Below are 15,698 nucleotides of genomic sequence, written 5' to 3'. Positions count from 1 at the left end.
ACGCCGACGACCCGCCACCCCGCCGACGCATTCTCAGTCCGATTCTCAGAGTCCGCTTAGCCGAGCATGAACGCCAACAACGCGACGCCCGCGGCGAGCGTCAAGATGAGGACACTCCGGCCGATCCCAGTCCGGATCTCGACGTCGAAACCGAGCGCGGAGACGGCCGTCCGCGGACGCATCGCGGTCCGTTTGATACCCGCGACGAGCCCCATCACGGCACGGTCGACGGCGGCCCACAGCTCCGTGACCCCCCAGACCGACCACCGACCGAGGTAGAACGCGGCCGGGTAGGTCACGGCGTCGACGTCGCGCATGTGGTGGGCGAGCCACCCGAGCGGCCGTTTCAATGCGAAGAAGCCGACGAACCCGGTCACGAGGAGCGCCGCGCTCTCGGTCAGGTGGCTCTCGCTGTACGGATGGAAGTAGACGTCTTCGCTGAGAATGATCTCCGTGAACGGCATCAGCTCGATCAGCTGGGTGTAGAACACCCCGAAGAAGATGCACGCCCCGCCGGCGAGCACCATGCCGGCGGTCTGGAACGCGGTGGCGTCCTTCGGCGACAGCGTCGCGGAGCCGTGGAAGAACATGTAGTAGCCGAGTTTGATGAACGACATGAACGTTCCCACGCCACCGAGGATCAGCAGCCACCACAGCAGGCCCTCGCCGAACAGCAGTTCGAAGTTGTGAAGCTCGTGTGCGGAGTCGATCACCATCCCCTTCGAGATGAACCCGTTGAACCCCGGAACGGCGGTAATCGAGGCGGCGCCGACGACGTAGACGAGGAAGGTGACGGGCATCTCTCGCCAGAGCCCGCCCATCTCTCTGATGTCCTCCACCCCAGTCCGGTAGACGACGACACCGACGGCCATGAACAGGAGGCTCTTATAAAGGACGTTGTTGAACAGGTGCGCGAAGCCGCCGGTGACGGCGAACTCGCCGACGTACGTCGCGAGTCCGAAGCCGGCCAGCATGTAGCCGAGCTGTGCCTGAATGTGGTACGAGAGGAGCCGCCGCGGGTCGTACTGCAGCAGCGCGAAGAACGCGCCGTAGACGGCCATGAACCCACCGAGGTACGCCAGCCACATGCCGCCCTCGGGGAACGCCCGGTACATCACGTACGCAGCCGTCTTGGTGGTGAACACCGAGAGGAACACCGACGCCGCCACGTGCGGGCGCGGGTAGGTGTCCGGTAGCCACGTGTGCAGGAAGATGAACCCGCAGTTGACGCCGACCCCGATCGCCGCCAGCAGCGTTGCGCTGGCGTGGATCCCCGTCGTCGACGAGAACAGGAATATCTCGGCGGCCGGGACGCTGCCGAGCATCGATGCGCCGTGGACGACGACGGCGCCGAGGAAGAACGTCCCCCCGATCCCGTGGAACAGCGCGTAGCGGTAGCCCGCCCGCACCGCCGCGCCGCCGTACTGCCACACCAGCAGGGTGCTGGTGACGGCCATCAGCTCCCAGAAGAAGATCAGGGTGAGCCAGTCGCCGGCGTAGATGGTCCCGAGCGTCGAGGAGACGTACACCAGCGCGAACGCGGTCACCCACGTCGGCGCCTCGGTGCCGTACGCGTACAGCACCGCCGCCGTCGCGAGGAAACCGACGACGACCCCCATCAACAGCGAGAACTGGTCGACGTTGAACAGCACCACGTCGAAGCCGAACAGCTGCGTCGCGACGTGAGCGCCCGTCGCGCCGTCGCCGAGCAGCACCGCCTGTGCGAACGTGAACGCGGTCGCCAGCGCTGCCGCAGCGTGCCCGGCGCGCCGCGGGAGAGCGAGCACGAGGAACGCCGCGGCCGCGAGCACAACGTACGGCGGAAGCGACGTGAGAATCGCGTTCATGGCCGCATCACCTCCTCAGGGAGCCGCGTGTCGACGATGAGTTCGATCAGCTCCAGGAAGCCCATCTCGTAGGGGATCACGCCGAGCAGCACCGCGAGGCTCATCGCGATGAGGATCGGACCCAGCGTGAACCACGTCGACTCGCGCCCACGGAGGGCGTCGAGTCCGTCGATGTGGCGCCAACCGCCCGCGGGCGGGCCACCGGCGTGGTCGTGGTCTCCGTGGGCCTCGTGGTCCGCTTCGTGATCGCGGTCGTCGTCGTCGGCGGCGCGAGCGCTCGCGTCCTCGGTGTCATCGCTCGCCGTGGCCTCGGTAGAGGCGTCCTCGCTCCGGCCCACACCGAAGGGAACGTTGGCGTCGGAAGGGCGCGTGTCGACCGCGTAGTCCCCGGTGTCGACGCGCTCGGCGGGCTTGGAGAAGTCCCGCTCGCTCGTGTTGAAGTCCGGACGAACGACGCCCTCCTCGTCGGTCGGCAGGTCGTCGAACTCCGCGTCGGGGATGTCCGAGTCGTCGGGGACGTCTGCGGCGGCGGTCCCCGTCCCAGCGTCGTCGGCTGGCGCGTCGCCTTCGGCACTCTCGACGACGTCGTCGACGTCAGACTCATCGCCGTCGTTGCTATCGTTGCCGTCGTTGCCGTCGACGTCGGCATCGTCTTCCGGCCGGCCTCCGTCGGTCGCTGGCAGCGTCGACCGCGACTCGCCACCCATCGGGAAGTCGACGAGCGGCTTCGCGTCATGGGCGTCCTCTGCCTCGAAGAAGGCGGTGTAGATCACCGGCCAGAAGTACGCGATGTTGAGGACGCCCGAGAGCAGGAGCGCGCCGACGAGGTAGTAGGCGACCGGCGTTAGCTGGGCGCCCATCCGGATCCCGCCGATCAACATGTAGTACTTACTGACGAACCCGGCCAGAAGCGGGATACCGGCCATCCCGAGCGAGGCGACCGTGAACGCCCCCATCGTCAGCGGCATCCGCTTTCCGATCCCCGCCATCTCCGAGATGTAGTCGGTGTGCGTCGAGACGTGGAGGTTCCCCGCGCAGAAGAACAGGGTGAGCTTCATGAACGCGTGCGCCGGGATGTGGAGCAGCGCGCCGACGAGCCCGTACCAGCCGAAGAGGCCGAGCCCGAGGATGATGTAGCTCAGCTGGCTTATTGTCGAGTAGGCGAGCCGCTGTTTCAGGTGGTCCTTCCGCAGCGCGATGATCGAGGCCGCCGTCAGCGTGATCGCGCCGATGGTCGACAACACGAGCCCGGCCGAGAAGCCGAACGGGAGCGAGAGGTCGAAGACGAGTTCGGGGCCGTACACGTCGAGGACGACCCGCGAGACGCCGAACGCGCCGGACTTGACGACCGCGACCGCGTGGAGCAGTCCGGAGACGGGCGTCGGCGCGACCATCGCTTCGGGGAGCCACTGGTGGAGCGGCATGATTCCGGCCTTGACGCCGAACCCAATGGCGAGGAGGAAGAAGGCGAGCATCGCGAGCGCGGGGTCCGCGTTCGCGAGTTCCTGAATGCCCCCGGCGGTGAAGTCAACGGTACCGGCGATCAGGTAGACGAGCGCGGTGCCGGCGAGCACCAGCACACCGCCGCCGAACATCGTGTACGCGAGGTACTTTCGGCCGGCCGAGCGTGCTTCCGACGTCTCGTCGTGTGCCACGAGCGGGTACGTCGCGATCGAGAGGATCTCGTAGAAGACGAATATCGTCACGAGGTTCCCCGCGAACGCGATCCCCATCGTCGCCGACAGGGATACCGCGAACGCGGCAAAGTACCGCGTCTGGTTCGTCTCGTCGTTCCCGCGCATATAGCCGATGCTGTAAAACGAGGTGACGATCCACAGCCCGCTGGCGAGGAACGCGAACAGCATGCCGAGCGCGTCTGCGCGCAGCGCGAACTCGATTCCGGGGAGGAACGCCCCGAGCGACCACTCGAAGACGGCACCGTCGAGGACGGCCGGGAGCATCGAGGCGACGATCGCGAACTTCGCGACGGCCGCGGCGATCGTCCAGCCTTCGCGGACGTTCGGCGAGCGGTGCGACGCGACGATGAAGAACGCCGCGACGAACGAGACGAGGACGGCCAGTAGGGGACGTAGGTCAGTGACGATAGCGTCAGTCATGCGAACACCTCCGTGAGGAACGGACCGAACCAGTCGGACAGCGCGATCCCGGCGAAGCCGAGCGCGACCGTGACGAGCGCCGTGAGGATCAACACCACGAGCGACGCCGGCGGCACGCGGTCGGGGACCAGCGAGAGTCGCGGCGCGCCCTCACGGGGGGTGACGCGCGACGGCCCGTCGGCCGCGTCGTCGCGGCCGCCGTCAGCGGCCACGCCGGTCGGGTCGGTGTCGTGACCGGCCGCCGCGTCATCGCCGTGGCCGCCCGGGAGCCCGACGCCTGCGAAGTAGAACCGCTCTATCAGCCGCGCGACGTACGATAGCGTGAACAGGGTGCTGACGAAGATCACGACGGCGATAGCGATTCCGGCCGGGCCGGCGCCGGCCATGCTCGACTCGACCGCACCGAGGCCAATGTACCACTTGCCGAGGAAGCCGACCGATGGCGGGATCCCGACCAGCCCCAGACCGAGCAGGGCGATCGCTCCCGCCGTGTACGGCGCCTCGCGGGCGGCGCTCGCGGCGTCCTCGATCCGACGGACGCCGTAGCCGAGCGCGAGGGTACCGACCCCGAGGAACAGCCCGAACTTCAGCAGGCCGTGTCCGACGAGGTGAACGATGCCGCCGAGCAGCGCGGTCTCGTTCGCGAGTCCGATCGCAGCGCCGATCATTCCGAACTGCGCGACCGAGGAGTACGCGAACATCCGCTTGAGATCGGACTGCATCGCGGCGAGCACCGATCCGGCGAGAATCGACGTTCCGGAGACGACCAGGATCCCCGTCGTGATCACCTCGTTCGCAGCGAGGAAGTCGACGGTGAAGACGGAGTACGTCACCCGGATCAGCGCGTACGCGCTCGTCGTCGACACGAGCGCCGCCACGACCGCCGTGACGGCGTCCGGCGCGCGCTGGTAGGCGTCCGGCTGCCAGGTGTGGACCGGGAACAGCGCGATCTTCAGCGCGAGGCCGGCGACGATCAGCGCGTAGCTCGCCTGCACCAGCGGGTCGCCGTAGCCGGCCTGCGCGACGATCTGTTCTTGCATGTCCGCCATGTTCAGCGTCCCCGTCGCGAGGAACGCGTAGCCGACGCCTACGAGGTACAGTGAGGCGCCCACCGTCCCGACCACGAGGTACTTCAGCGAGGCGTACGCGCTCGCGCCGGAGCGGTCGGCCGCGATCAGCGCGTACGTCGTGATCCCGACGATCTCGAGGAAGACGAACATGTTGAACAGGTCGCCCGTGAGCGCCATCCCGGAGAGCCCGCCGACCAGCAGGAGGTACGCGCTGTAGAACGCGTTCCCGCGCGGGCCGGCCACCCGCGAGAACGCGAGCGTCGCCAGCGAGACGACCGCAATCAACGCGAGCACCGCGGCCGACAGCTCGTCGGCCACCAGCTCGATCCCGATCGGGGGTTGGTAGGTGCCGAGCGCGTGGTCGAACGGTCCGCCGATCGCGACCTCGGCGGCGATCGCGGCCGCCAGTCCAACGACGGCCGTCGTCCCGACCGCCGCGATCGGCCAGCCGACGTCGTCGTACCACAGTCCGAGCCCGATCGGGAGGGTCGCCGCCACGATCGGCACGGCGATCGCCAACGGGAGAAGCACGTCAATCATCGCTCGTCACCTCGTCGGTCGCGGCATCGCCGGCTTTCGGCTCGCCGGCGTCGGTCTCGTTCGCGGGGCCGCTCGGGAGCGCCCCCTCGTCCCGCATCAACTCGCGGAGGGTGTCGGTCCGGAGCGTTCCGTATTCGTCGTAGATCCGGATACAAAGCGCGAGCCCCACGGCCGTGAGGCTCACGCCGACGACGATGGCGGTGAGCACGATCACGTGCGGGAGCGGGCTGACGAACGTCCCCGCCTCCACCTCGCCGGAGGGGACGATCGGAATCGCGCCGCCCTCGACGTACGCCGAGGCGATGAACAGCAGGAATATCGCCGTCTGGAACAGGTTGAGTCCGATAATCTTCTTCACGAGGTGAGGGTTGGCTATCATCATGTAGAGTCCGACGCAGAGCAGCAGCGCGAACGCGACGTAGGCGTGCCGCGTCGCGAGGATGTCGATCGCTCCCGCGGTTGCGACGGCGAAGGCAACGCCCGTCATCGCTCACCTCCGTCCGTGGCGGCGGGACGGTCCGTGTCCGGGGCATCGGCCTCCTCGACGCGCTCGTCGTCGGCGTCCTCCTCGGCCGGAGCGTCGTCGCCGAAGCCGTTCCCGTTCGAATTGAATCCGTTCGCGAGCAGGAAGAACAGCCCCATGAGCACGCCGCTCACGATGGCTGCGATGCCGAATATCTCGACGCTCTCTAACCCGTACTTCACCGGGACCGGCAGCAGGTCGTACTGGAGGAACGCGCCGCCTCGCGCGACGGGAATCAACCCGATGCCCGCGAACGCCAGCGCGCCGCCGACCGCGAGCGCGACGACGACGCTGTTGGCGAGCCAAGCGCGCGTCGCCTCGATCCCGAACGCGAACGCGATCATGAACACGACGGCGGCCACTATCGCGCCTCCTTGGAACCCACCGCCGGGAGAGCCACTGCCGTGGAAGGTGACGAACAGACCGTAGGTGAACGCGAACGGGGCCACGATCTTCACCGTCGGCATGATAACCTGACTCTCCGTGTACGGCGTGCCTTGGCGCCGGTTGGAATCGAGCCGTCCCGATCGGGAAGCGGCCCGGTGAGGCGGCACCTCCGGATCGTCCTCGGCGCCCTGATCGGCGTCGTCACCGCCGACCGAGTCGCCGCGCACCCCGTCGTCATCGGGACGAACGTCGCTCATGCGAACACCTCTCGATGGAGGACGATGAGCGCCGCGATCCCGCCCGCGAAGACGACGACCGCCTCGCCGAAGGTGTCGAACCCGCGGAACGCCGCCAAGACGCCCATCACGGTGTTGTCGACACCGGTCTGGGCGTACGTCTCGGCGAGGTACCACTGGCTTACCTCCGGGTTCGACCACACCGGCGCGTCGGGCGAGCCGATCGCCGGCACGTCGCCCATCGTGAGCAGCAGTCCGGCGAACAGCAGCCCGACCGCGCCGACGGCCGGGATATTCACCGACTCGAAGACGGCGTCGTGGTCGATCCGGGTCGTCTTCGCGAGTGTCAAGAGGAGCAGTACGGTCGTCACGCCGGCGGAGATCGCCGCCTCCGTCAGCGCGACGTCTGGCGCGCGGTAGAACGTGTACAGCGTTGCCATTCCGAGGCTGTACGCCCCGAAGACGATGACGGCCGCGAGTACGTCTCGCGCCATCGCAGTCGCGAGCGCCGTCAGGACGACGAACGCGAGCAGACTCGCCTCGATAGCGGTTATCTGCGCGACGACGGGAGCCGTCTGCGAGAGGGCCGGTGCCGCGTGTCCGGCGACCGCCGTGAGGGGACTCGCTCCCGTCATCGGCGGTCGTCCCCCTCGGTCCACGGGACGATGCCCGTCTCGAAGGCCGCCCGCGCGATTGCGTGCGCGGCGGTCGGGTTGGTCACGAAGATGAAGAACAACAGGAGCACGGTCTTGAAGCTCGTCCCCTCGAAGCCGATGGCCAGCGCCACGGCGGCGAGTCCGAAGCCCGCACCGAGCGTGTCGGCCTGCGAGGCGGTGTGCGCCCGCGAGTAGACGTCCGGGAGTCGAAGCACGCCCACCATGGAGACGAACGAGAAGAACAGCCCGAGCAGGGTGAACACGACGATCAGCCCGAAGCGAATCGCTCCGAGCGTCCCGAGCGTCTCGATCACAGCACACCACCCCGTTCCACCGTGAACTTCGAGATGGCAATCGCCATCAGGAAGTTCAACAGCGCGTACACGAGCGCGATGTCGAGGAACGTCGGTTCGGAAAGCGCCGCCGCCAGCAGCGCGAGGATGACGACGGTGTTCGTTCCGAGGACGTTCACCGCCAGCACTCGATCTTGCATCGTCGGCCCCGCCACTGCCCGGTACAGCATCCCGATCGCGAGCAGGGTGAATCCGGCGGCGGCGAACAGCAGGAAGTCGCCGACCGTATAGCCCGCGGCGACGGTCGCGTCGACGAGCGTCACGCGTCGGTCACCTCCGCACCGTCGGCCACCTCATCGTCGGCGGGCGCCTCGTCCTCGCCGACAGCGGTCGCGTCGCCGTCTCTCTCGCCGCCGTCCGCGGCGGCGATGGGAAGCTCCTCGGTCGCGTCCGGCCCCTGCAAGATGGCGTAGTCGTCGCGCTCGCGGGGGGTCGGCAGCCGCGCCGCAGACCGTCCGTAGTAGACGAACCGCGTCCAGCGCTCTAGCGAGCCGTCGAACAGCCCGTCGCGGGCCCACGGGATCAGCGAGTGCACGTAGAGGTCGCTGTCGCGGGCGCGGACCGTGAGCGTGCCGGGGGTCAGCGTGATCGAGTTCGCGAGCGTCATCAGCGGGAGTCCCCCGCCGACGATCACGCGGACGCGGTTCATCGTCGGGTCGATGGAGATCCGCGGGTCAAGAATCACGCGGGCGACGACCAGGTTCGACACGAGAATCTCGTACAGCAGGACGGGGATGTAGATGAGACCGCGAATCAGCCGCTGTGGCGTCCGAAGCGCCGACGGCTCGGTGTCGAAGCTGACCCGTGAGAGAGTTATGGAGACGATCGCCGCGGTCGTGACGCCCGTCACCAGATCGAACCAATAGAGCGGGTCGCCGAGGAGCAGATAAAACCCAAGTGAGAGTCCAAACATCGCCGCGAACCGCACGCCCGTCGCCTCGTTCCGGAGCCGCTCGCGCCGGGTTGGCCGCCCCACCGGGGCCGTCCGGACGGCCAGGTCCGTGTTCGAGAGCGCGAACTCCAGCGGTTGGAGGAGCGTCGTGTTCCCGACTGGGGTGTACTCGGGATCGAGGAGCACCGTCTCGGCCCCGTGCGTTTCGGCGTACTCGGCGAGCACGTCGACGTAGTCGTCGGGACCGAACAGGTACTCGTCGGAGCCGATAAGCGCCGACATCACCGTCACACCCTCGACGTCTTCGGCGTCTGCGTCCTCGAGGTCGGACTCGGCCCACGCCACCGTTCGTTCGAGAACGCGTTTGGCCTTCGCGGTGCGGTCGTCCGAGTCCGGGTCACCGTCGCGCCACGACGCGATCTCCACGAGGTGGATCGCGCCGAACTCGCCCTCGACTGCGGATTCGACGGCATGTGAGACCGTCGAGCGGAGAGTCGGCGAGGGCTCAACGGGAACGATGACACCCGGCCGTGAGGCCGCGTCGGCGGTGTCTTCGGTCTCCGCTGCGGACTCCTCGCCGTCGTCGCTGTCAGTCACCCACCACACCTCCGACGGGTCCGGAGTTGACCGCCTCTGTGCATATGGGTATCACTACCGGGATCCTTTCTCTACCGCCTCAAAACAGTTTGTATCCACGCCGATATCAGCCGGGAGAACGACGTGGTCGCCACCGCTCCCGATCGACGCCCAGTGGGTGAGAGCCATCGATCCCTACGTCGCCGCGTCGCGGCCGAGCGCGACGACGAGCCGATCGGCGATTCGCCCGGCGACGTGGTCCTTCGACCCGGCCGCCTCCGTCGGGTCGGTCCCTTCGTCGCCGACGAGGAGCACCCGCGTCTCGTCGTCGCCCATCACGCTCGCGTCGTTGGCGACGACGAACGCGAGACCGACGCGGTCGCGTATTCGCTCGGCCTCCGCGATCATCGCTGCGTCGTCGCCCGACGTCTCGGCTTTGAACCCGACGATCGGCAGGTCGGGGTACGCCTCTCGCACCGAGTCGATGAGCTTCGGTGTGGGTCGGAGGTCCACCGAGAGCGGCGCCCCCGACCGGATCTTTTCGTCGACCGCATCGGCGGTGAAGTCGGAGATGGCCGCCGCAGAGACCAACGCGTCGGCCGTGGCCGCGGTTCGTCGACACGCGTCCATCATCTCGTCAGCGGTCTCCACGGCGACGACGTCGGCGTACGAGACGTCCGGCCCGTCCTGAACGAGCGTCACCTTCGCGCCGCGGACGTAGAGGGCGCGGGCGACCGCTCGTCCAGTCTTCCCGGACGCCCTGTTCGTCAAGATCCGGATCGGGTCGATGCGCTCTTTCGTCGCGCCGGCGGTGACGACGATGTGCGTCCCCGAGAGCGACTGCGCGGTCGTCGCGCGGGCGACCTCCGTGACGATCTCCGCCTCGGCGGCGATCTTCGCCTTCCCCTCCTCGATCCGCGGGTCCGCGAACGTCACGCCCCACGTCTCCAGCCGGTCGAGCGCGTCAAGTACGCCGGGGTGGTCGTACATCGGCTCGTGCATGGCGGGCGCCATCACGACCGGGACGTCCGCCCCGAGCGCGGTCGTCGCGCAGGTCGTCACTGGGGTGTCGTCGACAGCGGCGGCGATCTTTCCGGCTGTGTTCGCGGTCGCCGGCGCGAGCAGGAGCACGTCGGCCCACCCTTCGCGGCCGCAGAGTTCAACGTGTTCCACGCTCCCAGTGATCTCGGTGACGACGGGCTCGTCGGTCGCGAAGTCCACCGCCCACGGGTGGATTATGTTCGTCGCCGCCGGGGACATGACGGCGCGCACGCTGGCGCCCTGTCGGCGCAGTTCGTGGGCGAGTTCGACGACCTTCACCGCCGCGATGCTCCCCGAGACGCCGAGCGCGACGTTGACCCCCTGTAGCATTACCGAGACCGTTCCGCCCCCGGCGGCTTATAAGGTGCCGTTGCGGAACGGGTCGAGATAGCGTTCTCGGTGTACTCTCGCGAGAGTCATTTATAAGAGATCGATGCGGTGGCGCGTGCCTCCGAGTGCCCGCAGGGGGTGAGTAGCGAGGGACCGTAGGTCCCTCTGACAGCCGGCGGCTGCCAGAGGCGCGAAGCGCCTCGCGGCTGGGGCTTTGGAGGTATCCTCGCCGCTGCCAGCGACAAGTGTTTATAAACAAACGGCTGAAAGCCGCTCGTCTATCTAAATACCGAACGTCGCGCGCAGCATGTCCCGCGTCCCCGGTCCGAGGCCCACGGCAAGCACGGTGATGAGCAGCATCAGCGTGTAGCGCGGCGACTCCTCGAACATCTCGCCGTTGAACACCCAGACGACGAACGATGCGGCGACGAGTTTTACGAGGAGGAACGGCCACGCGTCGCCGGTGACGGCGAGGATCGAGTCCGGGAGGAGCCGCCCCGTCCAGTCGACGATCAGCGCGTTGACGACGTGTTTTGGGACGAGGTTCGCGGTCCCCGTCAGCGCCGGCATCCAGTTGAGCCCGATCACGTTGGCGACGCCGTCTACCGCGTGCCCCCAGATGATGACGATCCCCGCGGCGCCCGTCCCCTGCCGGATCGTCGGCTCGTATGCGGTCGCGACCTTCCACGTGATTGCGGTCGACACGGTCGCGATAACCAGCGTGAGCACGAGCACCTGCGGGTAGAACTCGACGTAGTCGGTCGTGGCGGCGAGGTACGAGAGGTAGGCGAGCGAGGCCGCGAGCGCGAGCGTCCCCATCGCGAACAGCGGTCGGGCGTAGTCGTCGACGACCCCGCGGTCGGCCAGCGCGTACGCCGTAAGGACGCACGCGAGGGTGACGCCGAACGCGGTGAAGTAGATGAACGGACTGATAAGCACCGCGCTCGCCGGGAAGGGAATCAGCGGCTCAGTGCCGGCGCGAACGGCGGCGACGCCCGAGTCCTCGACGGTGCGAAGCGCGCCGCCGAGCAGCATGAACGGGAACAGCGCGTAGAAAAAGCGCAGTTCGTTACCGATGTCTAACCGACGGAGCAGAAAGACGACGCCGACCAGCATCCCGAGTAGAACGACCGCGTAGCTGACGGTGGAAAGCGTCGTGTACCCCGGGAAGGCGACGACCTCCCCCGCGTCGACGGCGGCTTGACACGCCGTCGAACTGCCGAGCAGTTCCGTGGCGCCGACGTCTCGAACGGCGCACTGGGCTCCCTGACCGTCGGCGACGACCGGCCCCCAGAAGTACTGCCAGATGAATCGGTCGTACACGGCCCGCGGGAAAACGACCGATCCGACCGCGAGCAAAAGGGAGATGCCACCGACGACCGCCGCCCACGCCCGCTCCGGTGACTGCCTCACCCGACCGGCGACCCGAGTACTCATAGTTCCCGTTCGGCGGGTGCCCGAGTTTAGCGTTCCGGTCCCGGTTCACCGTGGAGCGGCTACGTCTCCGCCGAGCAATATCGGCACACGCGGTACCGATACACCCGGTACACCCGACACACCAGCACCCCGGGACGCCTCGCCGGGCGGGCGCCCGCTCAGATCGGCGGGCCCACGGCCTCGTAGTCGCTCCCGAGGATGATCATCGTCTGCGAGCGGGAGAAGCCGTCCATTTCTGCGATCTCATCGAACATCATTCGCCGAAGGCGGTCGGTGTCGGCGGCGACGACGCGCAGCATCACGTCCCACTCGCCGGTCGTCAGGTGAATCTCGCTGACGCCCTCGATATCGCGGAGGCGGTCGAGCGCGTCATCCTCGCGTCCCTGTTCCACGCGTAGTCCGACAAACGCGCTGACGCCGTACCCGACCGCCTTCGGATCGACCTCGGCGTGGTACCCCTCGATGACCCCGGCATCTTCCATCCGCCCCACACGGTCGTGGACGGTCGCGCTCGACATATCGATCCGACGTGCGACCTCCGAGAACGGTGTTCGAGCGTCCTCCTGGAGAATCCTGAGGATTGCGCGATCCGTCTCGTCGAGTTCCATACCTCCGCTACGTCGGGCACCGACTTTGTAGTACCGGCGTAGTGGGGCCCTATCCGTCGTATTATCGACAATTTTCGATCGAAAGAGTATCCGGTCACTCCGGATTACGACTCGTCCGTCGCTGCGAACGATCCCTCCCGGATCGCCGCTTCGGCCGCCGACAGCGCCTCGTTGGGGTCGAACTCGTCCGCGATCTCTCGCAGGGTCTCGGGAGCGGCGTCGCCGAGGTCCCGTGCGTGGGCCGTCACGTTCGGCACCGCGCGGATCAGATTGTCGATGATCGGGACGGCGGCGGTCCGCGGTGATCGGCTGCCGGGATTGAGGTCGACCACGATCTCAGTCTTCCCCATGGCGTCGAGCGCCGCGGCGCGGTCGCCGTCCTCCAGCGGGACGACGACGACGTCGGCCGCCTCGATCCCGTCGGCGTCGACGGTTCCGCGGGCGTGCGACAACCCCGGTATCTCGCCGTCGCCGGCCAGCCCCTTCACTCGGTCCGCACCGTGCTCGCGGAGGTGGTCGGCGATGCGCCGGACGCGCTCGTCGGTGTGGTTGAACAGATTCACTTCGAGGTCGGCGTCGACCGCGTCGGCGAGTTCCACCGTCTCCTCCGGCGCGAGGGCCGCGACGTTCCCGTTCACCGATATCACCGGGCGGTCGGCCGCGAGCAGCGTCGCCGCGGCGGCGCGCGCCGCGCGGTCCGCGCTCGGGAGCGTCCGCTCGCCGAGCAGGTAGTCGAAGGATTCGGCGCGTCCCTGCGCGATGAGCCCCTGTTTCGAGGTGATACCCTTCTCGACGCCCGCCTCGATGCGGTGACGCGTCACGAGCGAGGCGTACCGCGGATGGTCCGGTGGGACCTCCGTCTCCGTCATACCCGAACGAGGCGACGCGTCGATTAAAGTGGACCGTTCCGGGCGGCGCACGTCGTTTCAACGCAAACTCACCAAACAGTTAACACGAACTGCGTCGTAGCTCCGCGCGGGATGGACCGCACTGGCAAGTATACGATCGTCGAGGCGTGCAACGACCACGGAGCGATCACGCTCCGCGAATACCCGCGTAACGGGACGCTGTACGTCGTCGAGTACGACGACCCCGACGTGGAAGCCGCGCTGTCGTCGCTCGACGCCGGGTCGGTCGTCGAACTCGACCTCCGGCGGACGGGCCGCCGGGGCAACGCGTGGTGCGCGGAGTCCGCACGGCCGGTCGATCCAGCGTGACGCCGTCGATCGGTTCGGCGCCACGCCGGAGCGACTCGGCCTCGCGCGTGGTCGATGCGTCCGTATCGGTCCTCCTCGCGGCGTGACGTCCCTCAGGCCACGCCGATCCGCTCGCGGTACGTCCCGTACTCCGTCTCGAACACGTCCATGATCTCGCCCATCGTCGCGTACGCCTTCACCGCCACGACGATGGCGGGCATCACGTTCTCGTCGGCGTCGATCGCCTCGCGGAGATCGTCGATGGCCGCCTCGACCGCGTCGTCGTCGCGATCGGCCTTCACCGACTCCAGCCGGTCGAGCTGTCGCTCCCGGGTCGTCTCGTCCACGCGGAGCAGGTCCGGGCGCGTGTCGTCGTCGATCTCGTAGGCGTTGACGCCGACGACAGTCTCCTCGCCCGAGTCGACCCGTTCCTGATACTCGTAGGAAGCCTGCTGGATCTCGCGGTGGAAGTACCCCTGCTCGATCCCGCGGAGCACGCCGTCGCGGACCGAGCCGTCGCCCATCTCCCGTATCTCCTCGATGTACGCGGTCGCCTCGGCCTCGACCTCGTCCGTGAGCGCCTCCACCGCGAAGGAGCCGCCCAGCGGGTCGACGATGTCGGCGGCGCCCGACTCCTCGGCGATGATCTGCTGGGTGCGGAGCGCGACCCGCACGGCCTGCTCGGAGGGCAGCGCCAGCGCCTCGTCGAACGAGTTGGTGTGGAGGCTCTGGGTGCCGCCGAGGACGCCCGCCAGCGCCTGCAGCGTCACTCTGACGACGTTGTTCAGGGGTTGCTGGGCCGTGAGCGACTGGCCAGCGGTCTGCGTGTGGAACTTCAACTGCTTCGAGGCGTCGGCCTCGGCGTCGTACCACTCGCTCATGATCCGCGCGTAGATCCGTCGGGCGGCGCGGAACTTCGCCACCTCCTCGAAGACGGAGTTGTGCGAGTTGAAGAAAAAGGAGAGCTGCGGCGCGAACTCGTCGATATCGAGCCCGCGGTCCAGACACGACTCGACGTACGCGAAGCCGTCCGCGAGGGTGAACGCGAGCTCTTGGACCGCGGTCGACCCCGCCTCGCGAATGTGGTACCCCGACACCGAGATGGGCTTGAAGTTGGGAGTCTCCGCGACTGCGAACTCGATGGTGTCGGTCACGAGATCGATGGAAGGCTCCGGGGGTATCACCCACTCCTTCTGTGCGATGAACTCCTTCAGCATATCGTTCTGGAGGGTCCCTCGGAGCGCCTCGCGCGGGACGCCCTGCTGGTCCGCGATGGCAACGTACATCGCGTAGATCACCGGCGCGCTCGGGTTGATCGTGAACGAGGTGGACACATCTCCAACGTCGATGCCGTCGAACAGCACCTCCATGTCACGGAGCGTGTCGACGGCGACGCCCTCCTTACCGACCTCGCCGAGCGACATCGGGTCGTCCGAGTCGAGCCCCATCAGCGACGGCATATCGAAGGCGGTCGAGAGCCCGGTCTGTCCCTCGTCGATCAGGTAGTGAAACCGCTCGTTCGTCTCCTCAGCGGTGCCGAAGCCGGCGAACTGCCGCATCGTCCACGTTCGACCCCGGTACATCGTGGGATAGACGCCGCGGGTGTACGGCTCCTCGCCGGGGAACCCCAGATCGTCGCCGTAATCGAGGTCGGCCACGTCGGCGGGAGTGTACAAGCGATCGACCTCGTGGTTCGACACCGTGGCGAACCGGTCACGGCGCTCGCCACGTCGGTCGAGGGCCGGATCGAGCGTCTCCGCCGCCCACTCGGCGTGGGCCTCGCGGATCTCGGAGAGCTCCTCGTCGTCGTACATACGGTCAGCTACCCGCCCGTACCGTATAAATATTCATTATGTTTATAAACGAAAACGGGGGCTCGCAGAGCACAT

The 15,698-nt window shown here is 67.7% G+C and carries 15 protein-coding genes; 1 reads left to right on the top strand and 14 read right to left on the bottom strand.

Annotated features, from left to right (window positions below):
* Positions 1-56: 56 nt before the first annotated feature.
* The 13 genes from ACNS84_RS02925 to ACNS84_RS02865 all read right to left on the bottom strand — a co-directional run bounded on the left by ACNS84_RS02925 (position 57) and on the right by ACNS84_RS02865 (position 13,482).
* Complete coding sequence (locus tag ACNS84_RS02925; protein WP_435073344.1) at positions 57-1,847, bottom strand: Na(+)/H(+) antiporter subunit D; 1,791 nt, start codon at positions 1,845-1,847, stop codon at positions 57-59.
* Complete coding sequence (locus ACNS84_RS02920) at positions 1,844-3,964, bottom strand: cation:proton antiporter (RefSeq protein WP_435073343.1); 2,121 nt, start codon at positions 3,962-3,964, stop codon at positions 1,844-1,846. The genes ACNS84_RS02925 and ACNS84_RS02920 overlap by 4 nt, the downstream gene beginning before the upstream one ends.
* Positions 3,961-5,574, bottom strand: coding sequence for a proton-conducting transporter transmembrane domain-containing protein (locus tag ACNS84_RS02915; RefSeq protein ID WP_435073342.1), 1,614 nt, complete (start codon positions 5,572-5,574; stop codon positions 3,961-3,963). Before ACNS84_RS02915 ends, ACNS84_RS02920 begins: the two co-directional genes overlap by 4 nt.
* Positions 5,567-6,061 carry a cation:proton antiporter subunit C gene (locus ACNS84_RS02910; protein WP_435073341.1) on the bottom strand — a complete coding sequence of 165 codons (495 nt, stop codon included), beginning with the start codon at positions 6,059-6,061 and terminating at the stop codon, positions 5,567-5,569. Before ACNS84_RS02910 ends, ACNS84_RS02915 begins: the two co-directional genes overlap by 8 nt.
* The gene (locus ACNS84_RS02905) at positions 6,058-6,741 is read right to left on the bottom strand and encodes an MnhB domain-containing protein (protein WP_435073340.1); all 684 of its coding nucleotides are present in this window, start codon (positions 6,739-6,741) and stop codon (positions 6,058-6,060) included. Before ACNS84_RS02905 ends, ACNS84_RS02910 begins: the two co-directional genes overlap by 4 nt.
* Complete coding sequence (locus ACNS84_RS02900; RefSeq protein WP_435073339.1) at positions 6,738-7,355, bottom strand: DUF4040 domain-containing protein; 618 nt, start codon at positions 7,353-7,355, stop codon at positions 6,738-6,740. Before ACNS84_RS02900 ends, ACNS84_RS02905 begins: the two co-directional genes overlap by 4 nt.
* A complete protein-coding gene (gene mnhG, locus ACNS84_RS02895) occupies positions 7,352-7,687 on the bottom strand; it encodes a monovalent cation/H(+) antiporter subunit G (protein WP_435073779.1) in 336 nt (111 codons plus the stop codon). Before mnhG ends, ACNS84_RS02900 begins: the two co-directional genes overlap by 4 nt.
* The gene (locus ACNS84_RS02890) at positions 7,687-7,992 is read right to left on the bottom strand and encodes a cation:proton antiporter (RefSeq protein ID WP_435073338.1); all 306 of its coding nucleotides are present in this window, start codon (positions 7,990-7,992) and stop codon (positions 7,687-7,689) included. Before ACNS84_RS02890 ends, mnhG begins: the two co-directional genes overlap by 1 nt.
* A complete protein-coding gene (locus ACNS84_RS02885) occupies positions 7,989-9,218 on the bottom strand; it encodes a monovalent cation/H+ antiporter subunit E (protein ID WP_435073337.1) in 1,230 nt (409 codons plus the stop codon). The genes ACNS84_RS02890 and ACNS84_RS02885 overlap by 4 nt, the downstream gene beginning before the upstream one ends.
* A 174-nt stretch (positions 9,219-9,392) precedes the next feature.
* Complete coding sequence (coaBC, locus tag ACNS84_RS02880; RefSeq protein WP_435073336.1) at positions 9,393-10,568, bottom strand: bifunctional phosphopantothenoylcysteine decarboxylase/phosphopantothenate--cysteine ligase CoaBC; 1,176 nt, start codon at positions 10,566-10,568, stop codon at positions 9,393-9,395.
* A 282-nt stretch (positions 10,569-10,850) separates the two neighbouring features.
* A complete protein-coding gene (locus tag ACNS84_RS02875; RefSeq protein WP_435073335.1) occupies positions 10,851-12,005 on the bottom strand; it encodes a DUF63 family protein in 1,155 nt (384 codons plus the stop codon).
* 158 nt (positions 12,006-12,163) lie between these two features.
* The gene (locus ACNS84_RS02870) at positions 12,164-12,613 is read right to left on the bottom strand and encodes an Lrp/AsnC family transcriptional regulator (RefSeq protein WP_435073334.1); all 450 of its coding nucleotides are present in this window, start codon (positions 12,611-12,613) and stop codon (positions 12,164-12,166) included.
* A gap of 104 nt (positions 12,614-12,717) precedes the next feature.
* Positions 12,718-13,482 (bottom strand): phosphopantothenate/pantothenate synthetase, encoded by a 765-nt coding sequence (locus ACNS84_RS02865; protein WP_435073333.1) that lies wholly within the window; start codon positions 13,480-13,482, stop codon positions 12,718-12,720.
* Between the two features lie 111 nt (positions 13,483-13,593).
* On the opposite strand from ACNS84_RS02865, the gene ACNS84_RS02860 reads away from it, so the two are divergent.
* Positions 13,594-13,830: a DUF7999 family protein gene (locus ACNS84_RS02860; protein WP_435073332.1), complete on the top strand. Its 237-nt coding sequence runs from the start codon at positions 13,594-13,596 to the stop codon at positions 13,828-13,830.
* Between the two features lie 92 nt (positions 13,831-13,922).
* Here the strand turns inward: ACNS84_RS02860 and ACNS84_RS02855 are convergent, their stop codons facing one another.
* Positions 13,923-15,623, bottom strand: coding sequence for an acyl-CoA mutase large subunit family protein (locus ACNS84_RS02855; RefSeq protein ID WP_435073331.1), 1,701 nt, complete (start codon positions 15,621-15,623; stop codon positions 13,923-13,925).
* Positions 15,624-15,698 lie beyond the last annotated feature (75 nt).

Origin of the sequence: Halorubrum wangae, assembly GCF_051194135.1 — an archaeon.
Lineage (GTDB): Archaea > Halobacteriota > Halobacteria > Halobacteriales > Haloferacaceae > Halorubrum.
Note: the sequence above shows the minus strand (reverse complement) of the source record. Positions and strands in the feature narration are given on the sequence as shown.

What these genes read in the sequence shown, in the direction of transcription:
- ACNS84_RS02925 (WP_435073344.1), bottom strand. Translation starts at nt 1,847, where the DNA reads ATGAACGCGATTCTCACGTCGCTTCCGCCGTACGTTGTGCTCGCGGCC.
- ACNS84_RS02920 (WP_435073343.1), bottom strand. Translation starts at nt 3,964, where the DNA reads ATGACTGACGCTATCGTCACTGACCTACGTCCCCTACTGGCCGTCCTC.
- ACNS84_RS02915 (WP_435073342.1), bottom strand. Translation starts at nt 5,574, where the DNA reads ATGATTGACGTGCTTCTCCCGTTGGCGATCGCCGTGCCGATCGTGGCG.
- ACNS84_RS02910 (WP_435073341.1), bottom strand. Translation starts at nt 6,061, where the DNA reads ATGACGGGCGTTGCCTTCGCCGTCGCAACCGCGGGAGCGATCGACATC.
- ACNS84_RS02905 (WP_435073340.1), bottom strand. Translation starts at nt 6,741, where the DNA reads ATGAGCGACGTTCGTCCCGATGACGACGGGGTGCGCGGCGACTCGGTC.
- ACNS84_RS02900 (WP_435073339.1), bottom strand. Translation starts at nt 7,355, where the DNA reads ATGACGGGAGCGAGTCCCCTCACGGCGGTCGCCGGACACGCGGCACCG.
- coaBC (WP_435073336.1), bottom strand. Translation starts at nt 10,568, where the DNA reads ATGCTACAGGGGGTCAACGTCGCGCTCGGCGTCTCGGGGAGCATCGCG.
- ACNS84_RS02875 (WP_435073335.1), bottom strand. Translation starts at nt 12,005, where the DNA reads ATGAGTACTCGGGTCGCCGGTCGGGTGAGGCAGTCACCGGAGCGGGCG.
- ACNS84_RS02870 (WP_435073334.1), bottom strand. Translation starts at nt 12,613, where the DNA reads ATGGAACTCGACGAGACGGATCGCGCAATCCTCAGGATTCTCCAGGAG.
- ACNS84_RS02865 (WP_435073333.1), bottom strand. Translation starts at nt 13,482, where the DNA reads ATGACGGAGACGGAGGTCCCACCGGACCATCCGCGGTACGCCTCGCTC.
- ACNS84_RS02860 (WP_435073332.1), top strand. Translation starts at nt 13,594, where the DNA reads ATGGACCGCACTGGCAAGTATACGATCGTCGAGGCGTGCAACGACCAC.
- ACNS84_RS02855 (WP_435073331.1), bottom strand. Translation starts at nt 15,623, where the DNA reads ATGTACGACGACGAGGAGCTCTCCGAGATCCGCGAGGCCCACGCCGAG.